Source organism: Streptomyces sp. NPDC054783, assembly GCF_053611725.1.
In genome coordinates this window covers 201,160-218,065 of the sequence record NZ_JBSHAY010000013.1, presented here as the reverse complement: position 1 = coordinate 218,065, position 16,906 = coordinate 201,160, and the positions used below count along the sequence as shown (strand labels likewise).

At 72.5% G+C, this 16,906-nt stretch carries 20 protein-coding genes and 1 pseudogene; 6 read left to right on the top strand and 15 right to left on the bottom strand.

The window, feature by feature from the left end:
* Window positions 1-127: 127 nt before the first annotated feature.
* From ACWGJ5_RS23760 to ACWGJ5_RS23750, 3 genes are all read right to left on the bottom strand, one after another.
* The gene (locus ACWGJ5_RS23760) at window positions 128-937 is read right to left on the bottom strand and encodes an SAM-dependent methyltransferase (RefSeq protein WP_453311673.1); all 810 of its coding nucleotides are present in this window, start codon (window positions 935-937) and stop codon (window positions 128-130) included.
* A gap of 94 nt (window positions 938-1,031) precedes the next feature.
* Window positions 1,032-1,286 (bottom strand): DUF397 domain-containing protein, encoded by a 255-nt coding sequence (locus ACWGJ5_RS23755; protein WP_228622545.1) that lies wholly within the window; start codon window positions 1,284-1,286, stop codon window positions 1,032-1,034.
* Window positions 1,287-2,147, bottom strand: a complete 861-nt coding sequence (locus ACWGJ5_RS23750; RefSeq protein ID WP_453311672.1) for a helix-turn-helix domain-containing protein — start codon at window positions 2,145-2,147, stop codon at window positions 1,287-1,289.
* Between the two features lie 203 nt (window positions 2,148-2,350).
* Between ACWGJ5_RS23750 and ACWGJ5_RS23745 the strand changes: the two genes are divergently transcribed.
* Window positions 2,351-3,124 (top strand): ATP-binding protein, encoded by a 774-nt coding sequence (locus ACWGJ5_RS23745; RefSeq protein WP_453311671.1) that lies wholly within the window; start codon window positions 2,351-2,353, stop codon window positions 3,122-3,124.
* 266 nt (window positions 3,125-3,390) lie between these two features.
* Entirely contained in the window at window positions 3,391-3,780 is a 390-nt protein-coding gene (locus ACWGJ5_RS23740; RefSeq protein ID WP_453311705.1) for a hypothetical protein, read from the top strand.
* Window positions 3,781-4,096: 316 nt separating this feature from the next.
* Here the strand turns inward: ACWGJ5_RS23740 and ACWGJ5_RS23735 are convergent, their stop codons facing one another.
* The 4 genes from ACWGJ5_RS23735 to ACWGJ5_RS23720 form a co-directional block, all read right to left on the bottom strand.
* Complete coding sequence (locus tag ACWGJ5_RS23735) at window positions 4,097-4,273, bottom strand: hypothetical protein (protein WP_228622548.1); 177 nt, start codon at window positions 4,271-4,273, stop codon at window positions 4,097-4,099.
* 153 nt (window positions 4,274-4,426) lie between these two features.
* Window positions 4,427-5,173 (bottom strand): DUF899 domain-containing protein, encoded by a 747-nt coding sequence (locus ACWGJ5_RS23730; RefSeq protein WP_453311670.1) that lies wholly within the window; start codon window positions 5,171-5,173, stop codon window positions 4,427-4,429.
* 137 nt (window positions 5,174-5,310) lie between these two features.
* The gene (locus ACWGJ5_RS23725; protein ID WP_453311669.1) at window positions 5,311-7,152 is read right to left on the bottom strand and encodes an FUSC family protein; all 1,842 of its coding nucleotides are present in this window, start codon (window positions 7,150-7,152) and stop codon (window positions 5,311-5,313) included.
* 147 nt (window positions 7,153-7,299) lie between these two features.
* Window positions 7,300-8,097 (bottom strand): nucleotidyltransferase domain-containing protein, encoded by a 798-nt coding sequence (locus ACWGJ5_RS23720; protein ID WP_453311668.1) that lies wholly within the window; start codon window positions 8,095-8,097, stop codon window positions 7,300-7,302.
* 530 nt (window positions 8,098-8,627) lie between these two features.
* On the opposite strand from ACWGJ5_RS23720, the gene ACWGJ5_RS23715 reads away from it, so the two are divergent.
* Both ACWGJ5_RS23715 and ACWGJ5_RS23710 read left to right on the top strand, forming a co-directional pair.
* A complete protein-coding gene (locus ACWGJ5_RS23715; RefSeq protein WP_453311667.1) occupies window positions 8,628-9,098 on the top strand; it encodes a RidA family protein in 471 nt (156 codons plus the stop codon).
* A complete protein-coding gene (locus tag ACWGJ5_RS23710; protein WP_453311666.1) occupies window positions 9,098-9,553 on the top strand; it encodes a GNAT family N-acetyltransferase in 456 nt (151 codons plus the stop codon). Before ACWGJ5_RS23715 ends, ACWGJ5_RS23710 begins: the two co-directional genes overlap by 1 nt.
* Before the next feature lie 78 nt (window positions 9,554-9,631).
* On the opposite strand, the pseudogene ACWGJ5_RS23705 reads toward ACWGJ5_RS23710, so the two are convergent.
* A pseudogene (locus ACWGJ5_RS23705) lies at window positions 9,632-10,031 on the bottom strand (aspartate/glutamate racemase family protein); the annotation flags it as partial.
* Between the two features lie 164 nt (window positions 10,032-10,195).
* Window positions 10,196-10,891, bottom strand: coding sequence for a uracil-DNA glycosylase (locus ACWGJ5_RS23700; RefSeq protein ID WP_453311665.1), 696 nt, complete (start codon window positions 10,889-10,891; stop codon window positions 10,196-10,198).
* Between the two features lie 149 nt (window positions 10,892-11,040).
* On the opposite strand from ACWGJ5_RS23700, the gene ACWGJ5_RS23695 reads away from it, so the two are divergent.
* Complete coding sequence (locus ACWGJ5_RS23695) at window positions 11,041-11,910, top strand: RNA-binding S4 domain-containing protein (protein ID WP_453311664.1); 870 nt, start codon at window positions 11,041-11,043, stop codon at window positions 11,908-11,910.
* Between the two features lie 137 nt (window positions 11,911-12,047).
* Here ACWGJ5_RS23695 and ACWGJ5_RS23690 read toward each other — a convergent pair whose 3' ends face one another.
* The 3 genes from ACWGJ5_RS23690 to ACWGJ5_RS23680 form a co-directional block, all read right to left on the bottom strand.
* Window positions 12,048-12,497, bottom strand: a complete 450-nt coding sequence (locus ACWGJ5_RS23690) for a DoxX family protein (RefSeq protein ID WP_453311663.1) — start codon at window positions 12,495-12,497, stop codon at window positions 12,048-12,050.
* Window positions 12,498-12,600: 103 nt separating this feature from the next.
* Window positions 12,601-13,296, bottom strand: a complete 696-nt coding sequence (locus ACWGJ5_RS23685; RefSeq protein WP_453311662.1) for a class I SAM-dependent methyltransferase — start codon at window positions 13,294-13,296, stop codon at window positions 12,601-12,603.
* A 72-nt stretch (window positions 13,297-13,368) separates the two neighbouring features.
* Window positions 13,369-14,280, bottom strand: coding sequence for an acyltransferase domain-containing protein (locus ACWGJ5_RS23680; protein WP_453311661.1), 912 nt, complete (start codon window positions 14,278-14,280; stop codon window positions 13,369-13,371).
* Window positions 14,281-14,377: 97 nt separating this feature from the next.
* Here ACWGJ5_RS23680 and ACWGJ5_RS23675 point away from each other — a divergent pair, with 97 nt between their 5' ends.
* A complete protein-coding gene (locus tag ACWGJ5_RS23675; RefSeq protein WP_453311660.1) occupies window positions 14,378-14,674 on the top strand; it encodes a DUF6343 family protein in 297 nt (98 codons plus the stop codon).
* A gap of 88 nt (window positions 14,675-14,762) precedes the next feature.
* Here ACWGJ5_RS23675 and ACWGJ5_RS23670 read toward each other — a convergent pair whose 3' ends face one another.
* From ACWGJ5_RS23670 to ACWGJ5_RS23660, 3 genes are all read right to left on the bottom strand, one after another.
* The gene (locus tag ACWGJ5_RS23670; protein ID WP_228622568.1) at window positions 14,763-15,143 is read right to left on the bottom strand and encodes a tetratricopeptide repeat protein; all 381 of its coding nucleotides are present in this window, start codon (window positions 15,141-15,143) and stop codon (window positions 14,763-14,765) included.
* Window positions 15,144-15,204: 61 nt separating this feature from the next.
* The gene (coaE, locus tag ACWGJ5_RS23665; protein ID WP_453311659.1) at window positions 15,205-15,816 is read right to left on the bottom strand and encodes a dephospho-CoA kinase; all 612 of its coding nucleotides are present in this window, start codon (window positions 15,814-15,816) and stop codon (window positions 15,205-15,207) included.
* 45 nt (window positions 15,817-15,861) lie between these two features.
* A complete protein-coding gene (locus ACWGJ5_RS23660) occupies window positions 15,862-16,800 on the bottom strand; it encodes a PAC2 family protein (protein ID WP_453311658.1) in 939 nt (312 codons plus the stop codon).
* Between the last annotated feature and the right edge of the window lie 106 nt (window positions 16,801-16,906).

The window sequence follows — 16,906 nt, the reverse complement described above, 5'->3', positions numbered from 1 at the left end:
CTGTGCGTGCGGCCGCGCAGCCGAATAAGCGCCGAGGAGGCCCGGGCAGGCCCACCCTCCGATCACCGGGCGATCCCGCCGCTGGACCCGGGGCGAGCCCGCTGCCCAGCAGGTGCGCGGCGCGGGCCTACCGTTTCCGGGCCACCGCCCCGTACCCCGGAATCACCCCGTCGTCCTGGCCCGGGACCGGCTCGCCCAGTTCCGGGTGCCACCTGTGCACGATCTCGACGCCGGGCTCGACCAGGTCGAGGCCGGTGAAGAACTGGGTGAACTCGTCGCGGGAGCGCAGGGCGAGCGTGACGCCGGCCGCCTTCAGCTTCTCGGTGGCGGCCGCCGACTCCTCGGGGGTGAAGTCGGCCGTGGCGTGGGTCATCATCAGGTAGCTGCCGGAGGGCAGTTCGCCGAGCAGCCGGCTGACCAGGTCGTGCGCGCCGTCCTCGTCGGAGATGAAGTGCAGCAGGGCGATCAGGGAGAGCGCGACCGGACGGTCGAGGTCCAGGATCTCCTTGGCACCCGCGATGATCGCGTCCGGATCGCGCACGTCGGCCTGCAGGTACTCGGTCGCGCCCTCCGGTGTGCTGCGCAGCAGCGCCGCGGCGTGGGCCAGCACGATCGGGTCGTTGTCGCAGTAGACGATCCGGGCGTCGGGCGCGACCTGCTGGGCGATCTGGTGCAGGTTCGGCTGGGTGGGTATGCCGGTGCCGAGGTCCAGGAACTGCCGTAGGCCCTGCTGGGCCAGCCAGCGGGTGGCGCGGTGCATGAACGCGCGGTTGACCCGGGCCATCACCGGCACCCGGGGGTCGAGGGCCAGCATCTGCCGGCCCATCGCCTCGTCGACGGGGTAGTTGTCCTTGCCGCCGAGATACCAGTCGTACATCCGCGCGGGATGCGGCTTGCTGGTGTCGATCGCCACGGCCGTCGGGTCCTGCCCTGTCATGCGGCACTCCATAAGCGTCATGGGCGTCCGGCGCTGTCAATGATCAAGTCTGTACCACGATAAGGAAGTTGAGCGAGAAGCAACACAGGTCGGGTCAGGACAGCAGGAAGTCGGCCTCCCCCGCCTTGGCACCCTCTATGAACGCGGTCATCTCGGCGGTGGTGTAGATCAGCGCCGGCCCGTCCGGGTCGGTGGACTGGCGTACGGCGATCCGGCCGTCGGCCAGCTTCATCGCCTCCAGGCAGTTCCCGCCGTTGCCGCCGCTCCAGGGCTTGTGCCAGCCCTCGCTGCCCAACTCCCGTGCGGGCATGCCGTTGTAGACGCGTCCGCGCGGCGTGATGCGATCCATTCACAGCTCCTTGCGGAGATCCCGGAGGATCTCCTTCGTGCGTTGTGCCGTAGCGGCCTGCGCCGCCATGCGGTCCATGACCTCGAGGTGCGTCGCCACCTCCGCACGCGCGTCCAGATAGACGGCGCCGGTCAGGTACTCGCTGTAGACCATGTCCGGCAGCTCCGGCATGGCGAATCGGAACAGCACGAAGGGCCCGTACGTCCCCGGGTGCGGCCCGCTCGCGAACGGGGCGACCTGGAGCGTCACATGAGGCAGCTTCGTGGCCTCGAGCAACTTGTCGATCTGCGCGCGCATCACTTCCGGCCCGCCGACCGGGCGGCGCAGGGCGGTCTCGTCCATCACCGCCCAGAAGCGGGGGGCGTCGGGACGGGTGAGCAGTTGCTGGCGTTGCATGCGCAGGGCGACGTGCCGCTCGATGTCGTCCGGACTGGTCTGGCCGATGGCACCGGACTTGAGGACACCACGCGCGTAGTCCTCCGTCTGGAGCAGGCCGGGGACGAAGTGCGGCTCGTAGGAGCGGATGAGACCGGCCGCGCCCTCGAGGCTGACGTACATCGAGAACCAGCCGGGCAGGATGTCGTGGAAGCGCTGCCACCAGCCGGGCTTGTTGGCATCTTCGGCCAGCTGGACGAAGAGTTCGGCCTCGTCGTCGGGTACGCCGTAGGCCTTCAGCAGCAGTTGCAGGTACGGGATCTTGAGGGCGACCTCGGCCATCTCCATGCGGCGGACGGTGGCGGGCGCGACGCGCAGGACGCGGGCGGCATCCTCGCGCTTCAGTCCGGCGCGTTCCCGCAGGTCCAACAGGCGTCGGCCGAGGACCACCTGGCCCACCGTCGGCGCGGACCGCGGTTCGCTCACGCTCTCACCTCCACCGCACGCCTCCACCGAACGTTTCCTGACAGATGTTTCCCGACAGCCCTGCGGCGCCATTCGAAGATGCATCCGAAGACCGGGCCGGGTCTCCGATGCCCCCAATTGGCGCCGCTCGACGTGCTGTTGCGAGCAGTGTGCCACGGCGTCTGACCGAGTCACACGGCACTCTGCATTTTTCAGAGTGATACTTGCCAAGTGTTCACGGCGGGGAGATAGTGGCAAGCGTGATTCCGTCCGCGCCCTTAGGAACAGACGCCGCCGCAGACCGTCCCGGTCTCGGCGCAGCCACGGGAGCAGCCCCTGACGGGGGCGCTGCCGGGCGCCGGTTCCGCTTCGAGCTGGCCGCACATCCGGGTTCCGTCGCCCGGGCGAGACACCTCGCACACGCCCGGCTGACCGGCTGGTCGGTGTGCGCGGACACCTGCGACAGCGCGGCCCTGGTCATATCCGAGCTGGTCACGAACGCGATCGTGCACACCGCGAGCAGTCGTGTGGTGTGCGAGCTGCACGACCACGACGACACCGTGCGCATAGCCGTACGCGACGAGGGCTGCGCCCCCGGCGAACCCCACCCGTCTCCACAGCGACCCGATGAGGAGCACGGGAGGGGATTGCTCCTCGTCGACGCGCTGTGCCGGGCCTGGGGCGCCCAGGAACACGGGGCGGGGCTGCTGGTCTGGGCCGAGCTGGCCCGCCGGACCGAAGCGGACCGCGACACCGCCGCTCCACGAGCCGACCTGGGCTGGGGCGCCCGCCCCAAGCCGGGCCGCCCGGACGACTCGGGCGAGGACGAGACGCCGGAGGGCCGGCAACGGGCCGCCGGGCGTCCCCACACTCACACACACGAGCACCAGCACCGCCCCGGGACACCGGACCCCCACCGGCACCGCGCCCCGGACCGGCCCCCGCACCAGCCTCTGCACCGGTTCCCCGAGCAGCACCGCGCGGGGGAACGGCCGTGACCGCAGAGTACGACTCCGGCGACTACGGGCCCGGCTCCGGCTCCGGCTCCGGCTCCGGCGAGTACGACTCCCGCAGGTACGACTCCGGCAATAACGACTCCGGCAGTTACGACTCCGACCCGGAGGGTGTCACCGGCCGCCTCCTCGGCGGCGACAGGCACAACGTCACGAGCCCCTTCCCGCCCGGCGCCGCCGGTGTCTTCGGTGCCGCCCGTTCCGCCAGTGCCGCCGGTACCGTCGGCCGGGCGCCCGAACCGACCCTCGGTCTGGACACCCTGGTGCGGCTGCAGCGGCGCAGGTCCGTCCCGGGCGTGCCCCGCCGGCTCGCGGTGCCGGACGGCATGACCGCACCGCTCGGCTGCGACGCCGTGGCCGTGCCCGACCGCCTCGGCCCGCTCGTCGTACCCCGGCTGCCCCGGCTGGGCTGTGTGTACACGGACGGCGCCCGCTGGTGGTGGATCGTCCCGTCGGACTCCGACTACGCCCTCCCCTGGCCGTCCCCGGCCCAGTACGCCCCCGGCGCCCTGGTGACCGGCACCGCCCGGCTCATCCATCGCCCGTCGGGCACGGTCCCGTACACCCCGCCGATCCCTCTGTACCTGGCCCTGTGCCGGGTGACCGGGACGGCCCCGGACTGGTCCAGGGCCGTCGCGTAGACGCGGCGCTGGTTTCGGCCCTGGACGCGGCCGTGGGGCGTGGCGGGGTTGGGCGGGCTCGGTTCTCGGCTGCTGAGCGTGGACGGGCCGACGGCCGTGCCGGACGGCGTGCGTGAAGTCCGGGACGCCTCAGGAAATGCCGGCCAGGGGCGGTGTCCATGCCGAGCCGTACGCGCTGCAGGCGGAACGGTTCACGGGCGCAGACACCGGCAACGGGTCACGGGCGTAGACGCTGGCGCCGAAGTGGGCCTGAGCACGGCGCTCCCGAGCACGGGCGACGGCGTGGGCCTGAGCACAGCGGACGGCCGTCGCGCGCTCACTCGGCCGACTCGGCGCCCCGCACGATCACCAGGAACGTGTCCGTCGCGAGGTCCATGACGACCTCGGCAGGCAGGCCTTCCAGACGCCGCGCGTGCGCGAACTCCTCCGCGGGCCAGGATCCCCGCGGACCACCGGCGGGAAAGCGTTCGAGCACCGTTCGCCCGTTCACCATCTCGCACCTCCAGAAAGCGTCGTACTCGTAGGAGTTAACGACCTGGAGAAGGGAAAAGCCTCGCTCGGTGACGGGACTGAGACATTACCTACACTCGTCCGGCGCGGAGAGTGAGGAACCGTTCACTTTCCGACATGAATCGCACCCACCGTGTCAGTGGTCGTACTCGTCGTGAAGGCGCAGCCGGTCGCTGCCGGCGGGGCTGCGGCCGAGCGCGGTGAGGTCGAGCAGACCGGCGAGGGTGCCGAGTCCGTCCAGCCCGTCGTCGAACACCGAATAGGTGTGGAAGACCCGGTCGTGGTCGCGCAGGAAGCAGCTGATGCCCGGTCTCTCGACCAGGCCCTGACCTTGACCCTGACCTTGCCCCTGGCCTTGGCCCTGGTCTTCGCCCTGGCCTTGACCCTGGCCCTGGTCTTCGCCCTGGCCCTGGTCTTCGCCTTGGCATTGGCCCGATTCCACGGTGGCCTCGAAGTCGAGGTTGAAGTCGCCGTGGGACGAGGAGTACCAGGGCACGACCCAGCCCATGCGCGCCTTGAACGGCAGGATCCGGGTGAACGGCGCACGGGAGACGGCCGCGAAGGCGGTGTTCCGGGAGCGCAGGTGGGCGAGGTGACCGACCTGGTCCAGGAAGGCCGAGCAGCACGGGCAGCCGGCCTCCCACTCCGGGGCGAACATGAAGTGGTGGACGACGAGCTGGGCCCGGCCCTCGAAGAGGTCCAGGAGGGTGGCCTTGCCGTCGCCGCCCTCGAAGACGTACTCCGCGTCGACCTCGACCATGGGCAGCCGGCGCCGCTCCTGCCCGAGCACCTCGCGGGCCCGTCCGACCGCCTCCTCCTTGCGCAGCAATTCCTCGCGCGCGGCGCGCCACCGCTCACGCGAGACGATCTCCGGAAGCGACATGGGCCCTCCTGTCCGACGGTCGGTCCGGGGTGGTGACCGTCGCCGGGAGCGGAACTCATCGCCGCGCGCGAAGATTTTTTTCGGCACCGACGCCGCACGGTGTCGGCCGGCTCAGGTCCGCAGGGGCCCACGCGCGGCTACGCGGCGGCGGGCAGTGGCACCTCGACGACCCCTTGAAGCTTCAACTCTCCCAGTGCCTCCTGGAGTTGCCTGGTGTGCCGGGGCGTGAGCCGGCCCGTCTCGTCGAGGTGGACGGCGCAGGCCGTGGTCGTGTCGACAAGTCGCTCCAGGACGTCCGCGACGGCGTCCGTGCCGGCGGTGTGCCGGGCGAGGGCGGGCAGTTCGGCGGCGGCGAACGCGATGGCGGTACGGGCCTCGGCGAGGGTGCGGTAGGCCTCCCGGCGCAGCGCCCACCGTTCGGCGCGGTCGCCGGACTCGCCGAGGACGTGCACCAGATAGGCGTGCGCGGCGCTTCCGGCCGCCGCGAGGCGGGCGCGCACGCCGCCGCCGCGCTCCCCCGGCATCGGCAGATGGCCGATGACCAGCACGAGCGCGCAGGCCAGCAGGGTCTCGCCGATCCGGCTGACGGAGGCCTGCGGCTCGCCGCCGGCCATGACCAGGGCGAGGACGAGGACGGTGACGACGGCGGTCAGCGCGGCGAAGTGCCGGGTGGCGACCGGCACGAGCGCCCCGCAGAGAGCAACCAGCGCGATCAGCCCGGCGGGCCGGGGCAACAGCTCGGCGAGCCCGGCGAACACCAGGGCGCCCAGTACGGTTCCGGCGGCCCGGCACAGCACGCGGGAGGCGAGCGGCCCGAGGTCGGGCTTGACGAGGAAGACGGCGGTGGCGGGCAGCCAGTACCAGTGCTGGTGGTTGCCGTACCAGCGGGTGTGGTGCAGCGCCTGGGCGATGGCGGCGCTGGCCCCGAAGCAGAGGGCGACCCGCAGCCCGTACTCGCGTCCGCCGGTGCCGAGCGCGGCACGGACGGCGTGTCGCACATCCCGGCGCCGGGCGGGCGGCCGCTGCTGTGCGTCCTCGGCCCGGTCGAAGGCCTCGGCGGCGCGCAGCAGGGCGTCGTCGAGGGCGCGCAGGGCAGGGGCGCAACGGTGGGGGGCGGGCAGCGGGCCGGTGCCTGTGTTGTCACGGACGGCGGCGGCGAGCCGCCGGGGCCCTTGCGCGGCGCGCGCCGGAACCGGCTCCCCGGTCCAGAACAGGGCGGTGGCGGCCTCGGCGAGGGGCAGCGCGGCCGCGAACTGCGCGTGCAGCCGACGCTCGGCGGCGGAACTGGCGTACCGGCGCAACCGCGGTCCGGCGAGGGCGTCCTGGGCATGGTCGAGTGCGGCGGTGAGAGCGGCCCGCCGGGCGGTGGCCCGTTCACCGCCCACGGCGTCGAGCAGCGCGGCGACGGCGTCGTACACCTCGGCGACCGCCGCCCGCTCCCCGTCGAACCGGAAGTCCCCGGCGAGCGAGCCGGGCGTGGGCAGGGCGAGCCGCAGTACAAGCAGCCAGCCGGCCCCGGCGAGGAAGGCGAGCGCCCGCTGCCAGCCGCTCTCGGCCGCCGGCATCCCGGCGCCGATCGCGGCTCCGACGAGCAGTTGCGTTCCGGCGGCGGAGGCGACGGGCCCGACCGCGCTGATGCCACCGGCGACCAGCCCGAGCAGGGTGAGCGCCAGGGTCAGGGGTACGGCGGCCAGCCCCTGCCCCGCGTACGTACCCGCGAGCAGCCCGAGCGCCCCGGCCAGCGCGGGCACCCCGAGCCGCCTGACGAAGGCGCGCCGGCTGCCGGGCCGGTCGTTGATGCCGGCGAGCATCGCGGCGATGGCGGCGAGGACGCCGTGGGCGGTGTGTCCCGTGCCGACTCCGGCGAGCAGCAGCGGACCGGCGGCGAGCGCGCCCCGGGTCACCGCGCTCCAGGGAACGGGGCCGCGCTGGGCGCGCAGGGCATGGGTCAGCCAGAGGGGTGCGGCGGGCCGGGACACGGGGCTCCTGTCGTACGCGGGCGGAAAGTGCGTTGCCTTCGGACGGCGGTGGCCGGGTGGGCTGTGCTACACGGTAAAGGGCGTTCCCGGTGCTGACCGGGCGATCACGTTTCAGGCACGTGAACGACGCCCGGGCGGCCGGTTTCTTTATGAACGCAATCCACTTGAACGCAATCCGCATGAAGGCAATGCACCGCCGACGATCTCCTCGGCCTCGGTCACGGCGGCGACCAGGGCCTCCGGTGCGGCCCGCAACTCGCCCACCACCGAGTCGATCCGCCGCAGCCCGGCCCGCTCCAGCAGCCGCTTCTCGTTCGTCACCCACTCGCCGTGTGCCGCGAGCACTGCGTGTGCGGCCTGGGTGGCGGCCGTCGCGATGGCGCCGGCGGTCTCCGTGAGGCGGCCGTGGGCGGCGTGGTTGGCCTTCGCGTAGGCGAGGGTGGCGCGGGCGGTGCCGTGCCAGCGGTCGGCGGCGGTGACGCGCAGCTTGGCCGGGTAGCCCGCCGGGCGGGGCAGGGTGCCTCGGAGCACCTGGTCGACGGCCAGTTCGGCCACGATCAGGTAGGTGGGGATGCCGGCGAGATGGAAGAGCAGCGGCTCCACCCGGAACCGTCCGGCCGCCGCCTCCGCCAGCTCGTGCTCGACCACGTCCAGGTCCCGGTAGTGGACGTCGACCCGGCGTCCCTCGACGGTCAGCCAGGCCCCGCCGTTGAAGACCCCGCCGCCCCACCCCCCGACCTCGGACACCTCGCCCTCCCAGCCGACGGCGCGCAGGTCGTCGGGGTCGAAGGGGCCGCGGTAGTAGATCGCCATGTCCCAGTCACTGTCGGGGCGATGGGTGCCCTGGGCGCGGGAGCCGCCGAGGGTCACCGCCTCCACCGTGGGCAGGACGGCGAGGCGCTCGGTGGTGCGGGCGAGGAATTCGGCTTCGGAGGACCGGGGCATGCCCTCAGCCTGCCTCAGCCGTCCCGAAGTCCGCTCCCGGGATTTCCGCGACGCCCTCCGCGCTCCGCGGCAACGGACCGCGGAGCGCCACGAGGTCGGCCCGCACGTCCGCAGGTGCGGCGCACACCGACGTCCCTGGCCCGCACCCTCCAGCAGGCAGCGGGGGTCGGGGGCCCGATCGTCCTGCCGGGTGCCTCCCTCACCGGGCTTGGGGCGCGGATCGGGGCCCCCGCAGGCCGGAATGGGGGCGGCGGCTCCTCCGGGAGACCGCCGGCTGCCGGCGGCTCACCGGCGGGGAGGAGGAGTGGGCGAGCGCCGACCGGTCCTGCGACACCGGAGCGCCGGAGGGATCGGCCCACGAGATCGGGATGTTGGAGCGGGTGGCAAGCGAGGACGGTTGGCGGGTGGAGAGCCCTTACGCCGACGCAACTGCCCTCGGTGTCCGCTCGCGCCGAGAATTCGGATGCGCTCAGGGCCGAGGGGAACCGATCATCGTGAGGTTGTCCCCAGCCGCCGTAGGAGCAGCTCTCGTGATCCAGCGCGTGACCGTACCGGCCCTCTTCCCGCCGCCCGCCTATTCCCACGTCTCAGTCGTCGAGGCCGGGACGAAGCTGGCCTTCCTCGCCGGGGCCGTGCCTCTCGACGCCGAGGGCGAGATCGTCGGCCCGGGTGATCCGGTGCAGCAGGCCCAGCAGGTGATCGCCAATCTCCGGGAGCAACTGGCCGCTGTCGGCAGCGACTTGGCGCATGTGGTCGCGACGGACGTGTACGTGGTGAGCAGCGAGCCCTCGGTGCTGTCCGCGGTGTGGGAGGTCGTGGAGGCCTCCGGGCTGAGCACGGGTCCGCACTCGTCCACGCTGCTCGGGGTCGCCTGCCTCGGCTACACCGGGCAGCTGGTGGAGATCACGGCCACGGCCGTGGTGCCGGAGGAGCGGGGCACGGCCGTCGTTCCGGGGGCGCGGGCCACGGCCGAGGTGCCGGAACAGGAGTGGAACCGGTGATGTCGGACGAGGTCGTGCTGCGCCGGGCTGTGGCGGCGGACGCCCGTGCCGCGGCGGATGTGTATCTGCGGTCCTTCGATGCCGCCCTGCCCACCGTCGTGCGGCCGCACACCGACGACGAGGTGCGCGAGTACATCCGGGATGTCGTGGTGCCGTTGCGGGAGACCTGGGTGGCGGAGGCCGCCGACGGCGGGGTCGTCGGACTGATGGTGCTGAACGGGGAGTTGCTGTCGCAGCTGTATCTGGCCCCGGAGTGGCGGGGGCGCGGTATCGGTGACCGGTTCGTGGCGTTGGCCAAGGAGCGCAGCCCGGGCGGGCTGACCCTGTGGACCTTCCAGGTCAACAAGCCCGCCCACCGCTTCTACGAACGCCATGGTTTCGCCGCGGCCGAGTTCACCGACGGCAGCGGGAACGAGGAGCGGGAGCCGGACGTGCGGTACGTCTGGCGACCGTGAGCCCGGCCCGTCCCACCTGCCGTGGCGAGCGGGAGCCACACCTTCCTGCCGTGGCGAGCGGGAGCTACACCTTGCGGCTCACCGTGACGACCGTCCCCATCTCCTCTCCTTGGGCAGCGGAGTGTCGTAACTGCCCGATCGGCCGGTGGTCAGGTCCAGGGCGACCAGGGACTCGGCGAGCTTGACCGCCGCCGCGACGCCGTCGACCATGGGCACCCCCAGCTTCTCCCCCACCGCCGTCAGGAACGCGGCCTCGGTGCGGCCGGGATCGCCGACGAGGACGCCGAGGCCGGTGCCGACGACGGCGGCGCCGGTGTTGCGCCACACCGGCCGTCTCCAGGCTGTCCTCGATCTGGCCGCAGGAACGGCCGAGGATGGTGACCACGCCGTAGCGGCGGCCGAGGAGGCAGGCGAGGTGGGCGGCGGCCTCGGTGATGTCCACGACCGGGACCTCCATCAACTCCCGTATGCCTTCCCTGCGGTTCGGCCTGCTGAGGGACCGCCGCAGGATTCTGACGGGCGGCGGCCATCGGATCCTGATGCGACGGTGCGGGTGACGACGGGCGCCGGACCGCTGCCGACGGACCGTTGCGGTCCCTCTGGCGGTCGGCTGTCGGTCGAGGTCTGGTGCTGGAAGGCCGGTTACCGCAGTCCGGCCGCGTTCGCCGCCCTGCGCAGTACCTCGCGGAGCATCTCCGTGGTGAGCCGGCCGGTGAAGGTGTTGCGCTGGCTGACGTGGAAGCAGCCGAAGAGGTCCAGGCCGTCGAGCGCGACCCGGGTGCCGTGGGCGAAGGCCGGACGGGGCCGGGGCACGGTCCAGCCCGCCTCGCTGAACGCGGGCAGCGCGGCCTGCCAGCCGAAGGCGCCGAGCACGACCGCGGCCCTCAGCGTCGGGCGCAGCAGCCTCAGCTCCTGGACCAGCCAGGGGCGGCAGGTGTCCCGCTCATCGGGGGTCGGCTTGTTGGCGGGCGGGGCGCAGTGCACGGGCGCGGTGACACGGACGCCGTACAGCTCCAGCCCGTCGTCGGCGCTGACAGACGTGGGCCGCGAGGCGAGCCCTTCGTCGTACAACGCCTGGTAGAGCACGTCTCCGGAGCGATCACCGGTGAACATCCGCCCGGTGCGGTTGCCGCCGTGCGCGGCGGGGGCCAGCCCGATGATCAACAGCCGTGCGTCGGCGGGGCCGAAGCCGGGCACCGGCCGCCCCCAGTACGTCCAGTCGGCGAACGCGGCCCGCTTCGTGCGGGCCACCTCCTCACGCCACTCGACCAGCCGAGGACAGGCCCGGCAGCCCGCGACCCGCCGGTCGAGCTGAGCGAGGGCGCTGCTGTCGTCCATACGGCCACCGTATGCCTCGACCGGCTCTCGTGAACGCGGCGCTCACCGAGCGGGGCGGGTGCCTCCGCCCGTGGTCCGCACCAGCACCCCACCACACCCCGGGAAAATCGCCTCCGGCTCACCCCGCCCGGAGAGTTAAGGTCGGGAGCATGGCTTCCGAGGATGCGGACGAGAACGTGAACCGTGGGACCGGCGGACCGGACGGGCCCGTCCCCGCCCAGGACGCTCAGGACGCCCAGGACACCCGCAGCTCCGGTGCCTCCGCCGGGCAGCCCGTCGATCCGAAGGTCGCCGCCGCGGTGGCCGCCGCCGAGGCCGCGGGGCCGGGCAAGGGGGAGACGGTCCGCATCGACAGCTGGATCTGGGCCGTGCGACTGATCAAGACGCGTTCCCTGGGCGCCACCGCCTGCCGGGGCGGCCACGTCCATGTGAACGGCGAGCGGGTGAAGCCCGCCTACTCCGTGCGCGTCGGCGACGAGGTGCGCCTGCGGCACGAGGGCCGGGAACGGATCGTGATCGTCAAGCGCCTGATCCGCAAGCGGGTCGGTGCCCCCGTGGCCGCCCAGTGCTACATCGACAACTCCCCTCCGCCCCCGCCCCGCGAGGCCGTCGCCCCCGCCGGCCTTCGCGACCGCGGCACCGGCCGTCCCACCAAGCGCGACCGCCGCGAAATGGAACGCCTCCGCGGCCTCGCGGGCCCGGGCGGCGTCTCGGGCGGCGTCCCGGGCGGCGTCGACGCCTTCGGCGGCGCCGGAGGCCCCGGCGGCTTCGCCGGACTCGGCGGGCCCCCTGGACTCGGCGGCCCCGGTGGATCCGGCGGCCGGGATAGGTCCGGGGGCCGGGGCGGGTCCGGGAGCCAGGGCGGGTCCGGGGGCCGGGGCGGGTCCGGGTCGGGCCTCGGTAGCGGATCCGGTGGACGCGGTCGATCCGGCGAGTCCGGTGGGTCTGGCGGATCCGGGTCCGGCAGGCGTGGTGGATCCGGGTCCAGGGGGAGCGGTGGGCGTCCCCGGGGACGGTGATACCAAGGCGCTACTGCGCTGCCATCCCGCGCACACCCATGTACAGGCATGCACGCCCATGTACGGGCATGCACACGCCGGTGCCGTCGGCCGGGCCCCCCGCGCCCGGCCGGCGGCGTCGGCGCCATGCACCAGGGTCACCGCCGCCGCACCAACCGCAGCAGTTCCCCGTTGTGCGCGCGTCGCGCCCGGGCGATCAGGACGAGCGGCACCATCAGGATCAGCGGGGTCGCCGCGTTCTCCCCGTCGAAGACCGTGAGCTGGACGATGAACGCGCCCACCATCAGGGCGCTGAGCGCGACCGCCGCCACGGACTGCAGCACGGGGATCAACAGCGCGACGGCTCCGGCGAGTTCGAGCGCGCCGATCGTATACATGGCCCCGCTGCCCCAGCCGATCCTGTCGAAGGACTCGACGGCCGAGGGGTGCGCGATGAGCTTGGGCAGCGCGCTAGCGATGCCGTAGAACAACGCGAGCAGCACCTGCATGGTCCGCAGGGCGACGCGGGCCGCGCGCCTCCGGCCGCTGAGGGAGCCCGCGGAAGCGGCGGGAGCGGTGCGTGCGGCGGGAGCGGTGGTCTCGGACATGAGGGTCTCCTGGGGAAGCGGTGCCGATTGCTTTCACCGAGGTAGACCCGACGGGGTCCGGAAACTCATCGCTCTCCGGCCGCCCTGTGCGACCGAGTGGACGCTATCCCTTCAGTACCGCCCGCACCCATGTCCGGTCCGGTGTCAGATACGCCTCCACCTCCAGCCCCGCTTCCTCCAGCGCCGACTCGAACTGCTCCTTGGTGAGCGGCCGGGCCAGGAACGTCTGGGTCCAGTGCGCGTCCGGGAAGTCGTACTCGACGTGGACCGAGTTCGCTCCGTTGCCGACCGGTTCCGCTGAGACGATCCGTACGGTGAAGCCGCTCGGGTCGACCCGCTCCCTGGGCACGTTCGTGTGGTAGTCCTCGCCCTCCCGCTGGATGAGCACGCAGCCGCCTTTCGCCACATGCCGGGCGCAGGTGCGCAGCATGCCTCTGCGGACCTCCTCGTCACCGGCGTGCACCAGGAACGACGCGAGCATCACCACGTCGAACTTCTCGCTGCCCAGGTCGAGTTGTTCGACGGACCCGCATATCGTGCGCGCCCCGCGGACCCGGCTCAGCATGTCGGCGGACTCGTCCACCGCCGTGACCGTGAAGCCACGCTCGAGCAGGGGGTGGGTCATCCGGCCCACTCCGCTGCCCAGTTCCAGGATGTGCGCCCCGGGTGGTACCGCGGCGGCGATGACGTCGGGCTCGTCGCCGACCGGCAGCCGTTCGTAGAGCTCGACCGCGCAGCCGTCCGGGGTGATCGAACCGGGTCCTGTGCCCTCGTATCCCTCACGCATTTCGACCGTCATGCCCGAACAACGGCCCGCCCCCGCACGGTCGTTCCCGTCCCACCACGGTTCACTCGTTCGAGTTAGTCCGCGCTATGCGTCCGGGAACGGAAACCAGCCGTGCCCGATGTACCAGTGGCCGCCCGCCCGCAGATGGTCCCCCACGGCCCGCTCCACGGACGTGCGGGCGGGCAGCTCCGCGACCGGCAGGTCGGGGTCGCCGAAGACGAACTGGACGGGTTCGGTGTCGGACGGCTCGGTCTCCTCGCGGACGCTGCGGAACCGTTCCTGAAAACGGATGATGTTGGAGTCGTCCGGCAGGTACCGCCTCAACTGCCGGTCGAGCAGCCAGGAGTGGCACAGTGCGGCCACCGGCCGCTCCTCGGGGAAGTGCACCGCGAAGAACTCGCGGGCCCGGGCCAGGGAGCGGTCGCAGGCGGACGGGCTCAGCGGACCGTGGAACTCGGGGATGTGCAGACTCAGGCAGTCCGTGCCGGGAGGCGCGTCGAGCCCTGCCGCCGCGAGCACGGGGGCCGTGCACTGCCCGAGCCGCGCCCGCTCGAACTGCAGTCGGCCCAGCTGGTACAGCTCACCGCGGAAGTGGCGGACGAGCCAGCGCCGCGACTGCACACCGGTCGTACCGTGCCGTCTGCGGTGCACGGCCATCTGACGGCCCAGGTCGGCCAGGGTGCGGCGGGATATCTCGGGCGGGATGCCGCGTTCCCGGTGCCGGGCAAGGGTGTGCGGGGCCGCGGCGACGAAGACGTACACGGCGAAGAGGCCGTTCAGCTCGTTCGGCGCCGCGTCGAGGAGTTCGGGGAGCTCGGGTGTGCGACCGGTCTCCTCCGGATCGCGGAACAGTTCCTCGACGCACTCCTCCAGGAGTCTGAGCGCTCCCGGGTCACCGGTCACCCGGCGCCGACCGGCCACCAGATCGTTGATGTCCTCGTGCGGCACGGCCAGGTCGAGGAGCAGTTCGGGCAGGTCGTCGGTGTCCGGCAGCAATGGATCCCCCTTCGACGAGCGACGCGACGAGCAACGACGAGCGCCGTTGATGAACGTCGTCCCCGAAGAGTACGTTGCAGTCAGGAGTGGTGGTCCGATGCGTACGGGCAGTGAGCCGGTGACCGCGCGCAGTGCTCTGCGGGCGCGGTTCTGGCTGTGCGTGTGGGGACTGGTCTGGGCAGTCTTCGGCACGGTGGCGTTCGCGCTCGTCGGGCGTCCCGGCTGGGCGGCGGCCTGCGGGGTGCTGTGGCTGGTGGTCACCGCCGACATGGCCATGATCCTCAGGCACATCCGGCAGGGCCCGCACTACCAGCCGGGCCGTGACGTGCCGCCGTACCCACCGCCGGACAACGGACCGCCGTATCCGGGCCCACCGAGGCACCGCCTTCCGTGACCGGCCCGGCGCGGCAGGATCGGCTCGGTCACTCGGCCCTCGATGGTCGGTCGTCGATGGTCGGTCGTCGAAGGTCAGTCGTCGAAGGTCAGTCGTCGAAGTGTGCCGCCCGCACGTACTGCGGGTTCGGGTCCAGTGCGGCCGCGAGACGGAAATGCCGCTTGGCCTGGTCGGGGCGGCCCTGGCGTTCGTAGGTGCGGGCCAGTGCGAAGTGCGCGAACGCGTTGTCCGGCTCGCGCTCCAGCACGATCGTGAACTCCAGCTCGGCGGGCCGCAGTTGCGCCGCGGCGAAGAACGCACGCGCGCGGAGCAGCCGGGCCGCGGTGTTCTCCGGGTGTGCGGCGATGACTGGGTCGAGCAGCTTCACCGCACCCCGCGGGTCCCGTGAGTTGAGCAGATGCTCGGCTGCACGGAAGTCGATGACATGCGTCTCCGGAGTACGTCCGGTGGAACCGCTGGTCTCGGGCACGGCTAAGTCCTTCCCTCACTCCGCCCTTTCAACGCACCGGGACAGGGCCGCTATTCCTGCGCTACTTCTCGGTACCCTCACGAGCCCGCCGTACGAGCTCCTCCCAGACCTCGGCGACACGCTTGTGCAGTGCCTCCAGCGGCACGTCGTTGTCGATCACGATGTCCGCGATCCGTCTGCGCTGCTCGCGGGTCGCCTGCGCGGCCATACGCGCGCGTGCGTCCTCCTCGGTCATCCCGCGCAGCCGGACCAGCCGGTCGAGCTGGGTCTCGGGGCTCGCGTCCACGACGATCACGAGGTCGTACAGCGGCGCCAGGCCGTTCTCGGTGAGGAGGGGTACGTCGTGGATCACCACCGCGTCGGCGTCCGCGGCCTCCTCCAGTCGGCGGGAGCGGGCGCCCACCAGGGGGTGCACGATCGAGTTGAGGACGGCGAGCCTCTCCGGGTCGGCGAAGACGATCGAGCCGAGTCTGGGCCGGTCCAGGCTCCCGTCCGCGGTGAGGACGTCCCCGCCGAAGGCCTCGACCACGGCGGCGAGGCCGGGGGTGCCCGGCGCCACGACCTCGCGCGCGATGCGGTCCGCGTCGATCAGCACGGCCCCGTGCCCCACGAGCAGCCGTGACACCTCGCTCTTGCCGGCGCCGATCCCACCGGTCAGGCCCACCTTCAGCATGTCCGGAAGCTTAGGCCCTGCCACTGACAGCGGGCCCGGCGGAGGTCAGTTGTCGCCTTCCCGCTCCGCCAGGAAGCGCTCGAACTCGCGCCCGATCTCGTCGGCCGACGGGATGTCCACGGGCTCGGCGAGCATGTTGCCCCGGGTCTCGGCGCCCGCTGCGGCGTCGTACTGGTGCTCCAGGCCCTGGACGAGCGCGGTGAGTTCCTCGTCTCCCTCCTGGATCTGCCGGTCGATCTCCGTCTGGGTGCGGTACGCGTCCGTGCGCAGCGAGTGCGCGATGCCCGGGAGGACCAGCCCGGTGGCGGCCGTGATGGCCTCCAGGACGGTCAGGGCGGCGTCCGGGTACGCCGAGCGGGCGATGTAGTGCGGGACGTGCGCAGCGACGCCCAGGACGTCGTGCCCGGCCTCCATCAGGCGGTACTCCACCAGCGACTCGGCGCTGCCGGGCACCTGGGCCTCGTCGAAGGGGCTGCGGTGGCCCGGGACGAGGTCGTTGCGGTTGCCGTGCGGGGTGAGACCGACCGGGCGGGTGTGCGGGACGCCCATGGGGATGCCGTGGAAGTTCACGGAGAGGCGGACGCCGAGCCGCTCCACGATCTGCCGCACGGCCGCCGCGAACCGCTCCCACTCCACGTCCGGCTCGGGTCCGGTGAGCAGCAGGAAGGGGGCGCCCGTGGTGTCCTGGACGAGGCGGACCTCGATGGCCGGGACCTCGTAGTCGGTCCAGCGGTCCCGCTTGAAGGTCAGCAGGGGCCGGCGGGCCCGGTAGTCCACGAGCCGGTCGTGGTCGAAACGGGCGACGAGCTGGTGGGGCAGCGAGTCGAGCAGCCGGTCGACGATCTGGTCCCCGGTCTCGCCTGCGTCGATGTATCCGTCGAAGTGGTAGAGCATGACCAGGCCGGCCGACTCCTGGGCGAGCGCCATGTCGACCACGGCGAGGCCCTTCGGCTCCCATGCGTACAAACCCTGCGGATCAAGCACTGTGACCGCTCCTCCTCGTGTTCCTCATGGACAACGTGCCCTGGAACGCGGGCATTCCCGCAACCGGCCACTGATCAGGGGTGTCCGTCCGGAGCCCTTGACGCCC